Source organism: Acetobacter sp. DsW_059 (assembly GCF_002153695.1).
Taxonomy (GTDB): Bacteria; Pseudomonadota; Alphaproteobacteria; order Acetobacterales; family Acetobacteraceae; genus Acetobacter; species Acetobacter thailandicus.
Genome location: NZ_JOPI01000068.1, coordinates 1 through 6,807, shown reverse-complemented (window position 1 = coordinate 6,807; position 6,807 = coordinate 1). Strand labels below are relative to the sequence as shown.

General features: G+C 47.2%; 4 protein-coding genes and 2 pseudogenes. 1 reads left to right on the top strand and 5 read right to left on the bottom strand.

The features are described 5' to 3' along the window. A pseudogene (locus tag HK25_RS11700) lies at positions 1 to 300 on the bottom strand (hypothetical protein); the annotation flags it as partial. A 1,032-nt stretch (positions 301 to 1,332) separates the two neighbouring features. Between HK25_RS11700 and HK25_RS11695 the strand changes: the two are divergent. Further along, positions 1,333 to 1,926, top strand: a complete 594-nt coding sequence (locus tag HK25_RS11695) for a glycine zipper family protein (RefSeq protein WP_233127820.1) — start codon at positions 1,333 to 1,335, stop codon at positions 1,924 to 1,926. A gap of 48 nt (positions 1,927 to 1,974) precedes the next feature. Here HK25_RS11695 and HK25_RS11690 read toward each other — a convergent pair whose 3' ends face one another. The 4 genes and pseudogenes from HK25_RS11690 to HK25_RS11675 all read right to left on the bottom strand — a co-directional run. Then, positions 1,975 to 3,192: a hypothetical protein gene (locus HK25_RS11690; RefSeq protein ID WP_086636335.1), complete on the bottom strand. Its 1,218-nt coding sequence runs from the start codon at positions 3,190 to 3,192 to the stop codon at positions 1,975 to 1,977. Positions 3,193 to 3,201: 9 nt separating this feature from the next. Further along, on the bottom strand, positions 3,202 to 3,531 hold the full coding sequence (locus HK25_RS11685; RefSeq protein WP_086636334.1) for a DUF4282 domain-containing protein: 330 nt from the start codon (positions 3,529 to 3,531) through the stop codon (positions 3,202 to 3,204). Positions 3,532 to 3,606: 75 nt separating this feature from the next. Next, positions 3,607 to 5,181 carry a DUF4852 domain-containing protein gene (locus tag HK25_RS11680; protein WP_158092953.1) on the bottom strand — a complete coding sequence of 525 codons (1,575 nt, stop codon included), beginning with the start codon at positions 5,179 to 5,181 and terminating at the stop codon, positions 3,607 to 3,609. Between the two features lie 603 nt (positions 5,182 to 5,784). Continuing rightward, positions 5,785 to 6,750 (bottom strand): annotated as a pseudogene (locus tag HK25_RS11675) (IS5 family transposase); the annotation flags it as partial. Between the last annotated feature and the right edge of the window lie 57 nt (positions 6,751 to 6,807).

Below are 6,807 nucleotides of genomic sequence, written 5' to 3'. Positions count from 1 at the left end.
AGGGGCATCTGCTCCTTCCTGCGGTAACACCAGCGGCTCCGCAAAACAGATTTTCCCGGAGCCGATGTGGTGCAGTTCCAGGGTGCGGTGGAAGGTCCGAATTGTAAAAAGACTCAAAGGTGTCCAGCGAATGTCCTGAACGACAAAATCGAAAAGACTGCCATCCATAAAGGATAGAAGTGGTTTGCACGGGATCCAGCTCACAAGCCGAATGCGAAGTGAGGATACCTGCATATAGCCGGTGCGTGCACGAAAACGCTCAAGCCGATCGGCCCGAGATACGGAAGAAAGCAATGTCATAATGTCTGTCCAGAAAGAACCAAGCGAAAGAGAAGAAAATTCGTGATAGAAAAACCGTCTCTTTACTCAGTGGGATTGAGGGGAGAATTGCCCTCATCAGACCCCATGAAAGCATCAGCGACCTAGCCCGCCCTGCCCTGTCTCTTTTGGTCCCTCTGTTTTGAACGATGCAGATTTTGACCTGTCAAAATCGCGCTGCTCAGCGCGCATCGTTCGACTGCCAAAGGCCATCGTATCCGTCTCATAGAAAATAGCGGTTATCCGCTATTTTTGCCGCGTTTTGCGTATGCCCTGCATACCAAAATGCAGTATCGTGCCTTAGATTTCAGGTTTCTTCGATCGTATCAGAGTTATTTGCACTATGAACCGACTGGACAGAGTTTTTTTGGGTCATTATGACACCAGGATCGATAGATCATGACACTCGGCGTCATGCTGTCATTGGCATTTTATAATAGCGTAGTGACAGCTGGGTTTATGGTGTCATGACGGTGTCATCTTATCGACAGTCCGTACTGTCATGACAGCTTCGTGACTGATTTTATTGAAGGTTTTTCAAATACGCCCGGAAAATAAAGAGCCCCCAATGCCGTACCATCATTGGTTACGCTTACGCATTGTGCCTGTGACGATAATGTTACTCAGCACAAATCATTCAGCGAACATTCTCGCTCCCATTGCGGAACTTCTGCTTACGCCTTCATTTTAGACATTTGAAGCCGTCAAGGGCTTTTCCGAAAGCGGACGTCGTCAGGTGCTTGCGTTGAGGGAAAGAATGTTCGAAATTTGCATGCCTCACGGCCTATGCGTGCAGTTCGTTATGAGCCTGCCAGGCTCAGGACCTATTAATTTATTGAACTGAGCGAGAGATTGTGATTCACAGGCCTATCCTCCATCGATAAACCTGTGAAACACAACAGCCCGACTACTCATGCAAATTACATAAGACCCACTGTTAAAGAAGTCTTCAGCCTCTTCATTTTTAAGGAAAAATACGATAAAAAATTTATAACATTAATCCCGGAGATACCAATGAAACTTAATTCAGGCGCTTTATTACCATTGGCGGCTGTACTGTCGCTAACAGCCTGCGCTCAAACCCCTATGGGACCGACGATGCAGATAATGCCTGCTCCGGGTAAGGATTATAATGTTTTTTTGCAAGAGCAACAATTTTGCAAAAATCAGGCTGAACAGGCTGTAAAAGGACAGGCTGAAAGCCAGAATCATAAAGCTCTTTATGGCGCACTGGCAACGACTATTCTGGGTGCGGGGCTGGGTGCCGCTGCGGGTGGTGGCACTGGTGCAGGCATAGGAGCGGCAGCAGGTGCTGCAGGTGGCGGTGCCGGTGGTGGTGTTTATTCACAGTCTCAGCAAAATGGTATTCAGACACAATATAACAATGCTTACGCGCAGTGTATGGTTGCATATCATAACATTTTACCAGGTTATAATAACCAGCTAACTTCAGCCGGGACTACAACCCACAAATATCATCATACGACACCACACAGAGGAAAATCTGCAACGAAAACAACCAGTCAGCTATCTGTAACACCTGGTGCAGATACAAAACCTGCCGCTGCATCAATTAGTAAATCAAATGCGCCACTTGAGCTTGACTGAGAAAAATCAAAAATCAAGAGTGAGCTTTTTACGGCTCACTCTGTGTTTTTAATTTACCGAAACGCTGGCCTGTGTAGCCCGAATAAAATTATTCAGGTTCGCAAAAGCAGGATTCAGTATTACCCCGCCAAAATAGGTATTTTGCATAACGGGCAAAGGTTGCTGTAGCTGTGTGACAATCTGCAAACGCCCACCTTCAATCCCCCATTTTACAAATGGAGGAACATCTGCGGGAATATTACCCACATTTTGTGGAAGAGCCGTATCAGGTATGGCTTTTAATCGTTTTGTCAGGCCTGTATTATCAAGAGTTAACGCAGCACTCTGCAGCTGTATATTACTCATTGTGCCGGCCAATTGCATCATGAGCATTATGCCTTGCCCTGCCCCACCCTGAGCCAGATTATTAAGCGCCTGAGATGGAACATTCGTCAGCGCAAAAGAGGCGTTCCATCCACCGACCTGAGAAAAATCTGCGCTTGAGATTACCTTCAAGTTCTGACCCGAAAGAGAGTAAGAAACAGAAATATCTCCTTTTAGTGCAGAATATCCCAGAGCTTTAAATGGGCCGCCGTGCAGTTCACCCAGCGTATACTCTGACAAGGAATTAACCGGACACTCAATCCCCTCAGCTTCGATACTGAGAGACTTGGGTACATTAAGTGATGATGACAAACCACTAACAGAGAGACTGCTGATTTTAAGTGGTGCACCACCTTGTCTGAACGCGCCGACACTGACATCAGAAAGAGTAAGAGAACCAAAGGGTGACGCGCTGACTGAACTGTATTTCACAAGGGATGTCAGGCCTGCTTTTTGTAAAAAACCCTGTATTTTTGCATCAGCAATCTGACTGGCTTCGTGGCAGGCAACTTCCCACCCCAGACCACAGACAATAATTATACCAGCGCCTGAAGCCAGAAGAGTTTTACGGTAACGTGCCCAGAAACCAGCTCGTTTCGTCGGGTCAGCCAGCTGTGTTTTAAGATCACTCAGAACATTATCGCTATGCCGTATAACTGTGCTGGCAAGCTTACCAATTTGCTCACCTGCGGCTTTGCCTGTGCTTTTAAGACGAGGACTGTGTTCTGCCAACAGGATACCTGCCTGCTGCATCAGATTACTTACTTCAGGATCTCCATGATCCATAATTGTTCCATCATGCAGCTTTCCTGATGGAACAAGCTCAGACAAAGGAGGAAGCAAAAGGGCAGGATCTGGCTTCCCGTGTGCCAGAGGTGCCTTACTGCATGTACCTGGCTTCATAATCGACCCTCAGGAAGAAGAAGAATTGGTTGTATGCTCACGCTGCCATGCCAGTTCATCACGGATCATGAAAATAACCAGCGTGAGTTCACTTGAAACACGGGCCAGGACAATACCTACAAGGGCTACAACCCCGCCAGCAATCAGACCTGCAATCAGGCCGCCGATAGCTGCCAGAGCGCTGGAGGACCCAGAAGCCTGTGCAGCGGCAATACAACTTATCAGAATTGAGAGAAAGGTAGCAAAGCCACTGAGCAGGCAGAAGAACACACCCACATAAAAGAAAAATTTGATGAATTTTGGCGTAATCAGAGTATCAAAGGTCAGAAGAGATTTCATAGTATGCTTCCAGATCAGTCATCATTCATAACAGGGGCCTCATGCTTGTAAGAGCACGAGGTTTACTAATTTTTCTCAGGGCACATTTTGCGCCTTAAGAGCAGCTTCAAGGGTCTGCAGGTTGCCAGCATCTTTACACTGCTCTTCCTTACATGCATGTTCAGCCTGAACAATCATTTCAGCTGAAGGGAAATCGCCACCAGGCACACTAACCTGCCCCTGTACAACGTACCATGTATTACTGGTAAAAGAGGGCTGGTTTTTTGCTATCGTAAGATTTAATTTGCCGGGCCATTGTGTTTCAACCTTGTCACGGCCGCTGCCGTCAGTATGAACCAGAAGAATGGCATCAACAGACTTGCCAGACACAGCTGCACGCTGGCGTACTAAACGTATTGTGCTTAAATCAGGCAGACCAAAATTCCTGTTGTTTTGCCCGACCCACATTGCCAGCCTCTGAGAGTAGCTGGCATTTTGTAGCTGAAGTTGCATCTGACGCAGGTTTTCCGCACGCTTTGCTGCTTCTTCCCTGGCAACAGCGACAGCTTTTTCAGCTAGCTGCTCTTTTCTTATCGCTGTCAGAGCATTTTCGCTAATGTCAGCAAGAAGTGTTTTCTTCTCCGGACCAGAAAAAATCTGAACCTGGTTCAGTTCAGCAGGTATAGGGTCATATGTCTCATCATTTAACCTGCTCATTGCAGCTTCGTTTACATGTAATGAAAGTGAGACGAAAACGTCCCGGTTGATATACCCAAAACGTGTACGCTGTTTAAGGAACTGTTCAGCATTAGCAGCGCTCATCGGAATGCGAAAAATCTGCTGTTTGTCAGGAAGATGCAGAGTCACCCGACCAGGGAGGCGGGCTGGCGAAAGGTTACAGTCACTGCTAACTGACAGCAGATCACCATTGAGCTCAACAGGAAAATCGGAGCGTGAAAAATCATACTCACCGAGACGCAGGTTAAGTTCCACCCTGATGACACCTGGCTTAATCTGACTACTAAGTTGTGCAAGGTCAGATTTCGCTCTGGCATCTATTTCGTGCACCCGAAATTCATTGCCTTGTGCCGCAAAAAAATCATGACGCAAATAGTGCTGAGCCCAGCAGGCCTGTACAGCATCATTATCAAGCAGAGATGCATTCTGACGGACTATTTGTGCCAGAAAACCCATATAACCTTCCGGTATAATGACTGCGGGAGCTGTCGCCGGAGTGGTAACTTCTGGTGAAGCATCATTAGGAAGAGAGGGTTGTAATGCAGGAGCACTAATTTGTGCAGAGGTTGGTACAACTTCAGTAAATTGCCAGCCTGTACTACGTAATGCCTGTAACTGCCTGATCTCTGAACCATTTTTTAAAACAGAAATATTCACCGTGCTGACATCAGCACACTGATTGTTGCCTGATAGTTTACCACCAAGTGCATTTGCGAGATGGATCTGTGCTTCGGGTGTATCAATATCCTGACTTTGCGGGGTGATCTGCATTAGCAGATGCAGCATACCAGCAGAGCATTGTGATGATGAGTCAGCAAAGTCAATTTCGACATTATGATGCCTTGAATGGGCAAATATTGCTGTTTCAGCCCTACTCTGATGCCAAAGGGCAGGCATGCAGGCAATACTGGCGCAAAGAACGTGGCGCCACATGACGGCAGACCTGACGAAAACGGGCATCTTTTACTCCACACTTATCAGAAACATAGAATTTTCAATCTAAAAACATAGGTTATTTTAACTGGGTATAATCGCTGTCATGGCGGAATAGTATATTGCTCAAGGTCTGTTTATCCCATTCAGATTGGTAAAAGGCGTGAGTACTCAGTAATAAATATGGTGACACAGATATTGTTTCATTGCTTGTGACTGTTTTGAAGCCAGACGCAAGCATAAAATGCCTTTTATTAACAAATAGTAATAAAAATATTTCATATTTTACAGCATCAAAACAGGCTTTATCTCCATATGTCCTAAACCATGCTATCCATGATTTTAAAAAAAGGAAACTCAGCTCCTGAGTTATGAGAGGAGACCTATGACCACAAGACACTTTGACATTATATCGTCTGAGTAAGCGACAGTGAGAATGTAATTATCAGGCTTACAAGAAAGCGGTGAGATGGAGGGATCGAAAAACCTTTAACTGACTGTTCTTGGTCCTGATTTCAGGTTTTTGCCATGTTGATTTCTGGTTTCTTATCCTGATTTTCGCTCTGCGTTTTGAGCAGAGCGAGGGTTTCGTGCTCTGGGTTGCTACGCGGTGGCGTTTATCCGCTCCAGGAAGAGAAAGCGGCGCATATTATAGACGATATTGGCGAGCCCGATCCTCATGGTGGCCCGGGTAATACCGACAGTTCGGACGAACAGCCCTGTCTGTGACTTCTGGTCAGCAAAGACGTGCTCGACACGGGATCGGATCACCGACTTCCCTGCATTAGATCGCTGGATATGCCGGGGCATAGGCTTGAGATGCGGCTTTTTGCAATGAACTTTGGAGACAAAGCCCTGCTTTTCCATGAAGTCTTCATTGGCTTTGGAGCGATAAGCAGTGTCTGCTCAGACGCTTGAGGCCGTATTGGTTTTATCCAGCAGCCCCTCTCTCAATCGCGCGCCATCACTGGCGGCGGCGTCCGTCGTCTTCCATTTCCGGATGAACCGGTATTTCCGGTCGATGGAAACATGCGATTTATAGCCAAAGAATGGGATGGCGAGATCATTGGATGGCATGGTTCCATCGTCCTGCCGTTTTGCCTTCGTGAACTTCAGCGTCCATCGTGCATGCCTGTCCTTGTGCGACAGTTTGGATGGCTTGTCCTGCCAGTCTTCAGGAATAAGCCCTGCTCGCAGATCCGCTTTCTCTGCGTTTGTATTGCGCTGCTTCGGAGCCGCTACGAGCGTGGCATCCAGGATCTGACCTGACATCGGCAGATAACCAGCGCTGCGCAGGGTCGCATCAAAGCGCTCAAACAGTCTTTCAATGGCCCCCGCCTGTGTCAGGCGTTCACGAAACAGCCAGACCGTTTTGGCATCAGGAACACGATCTGAAAGCCCCAGCCCAAGGAAACGCATAAAGGAGAGGCGATCGTTGATGAGATACTCCGTCCGCTCATCAGACAAATTGTTGAGCGTCTGGATCACCAGGATCTTGAACATCAGCACCGGATCAAATGGCGGTCGTCCGCCTTTACTCCCGTCTGAATAGGCCAAAGCCTGCCCTAGGCTCAGGACCTGTTAATTTATTGAACTGAGCGAGAGATTGTGATTCACAGGCTTACC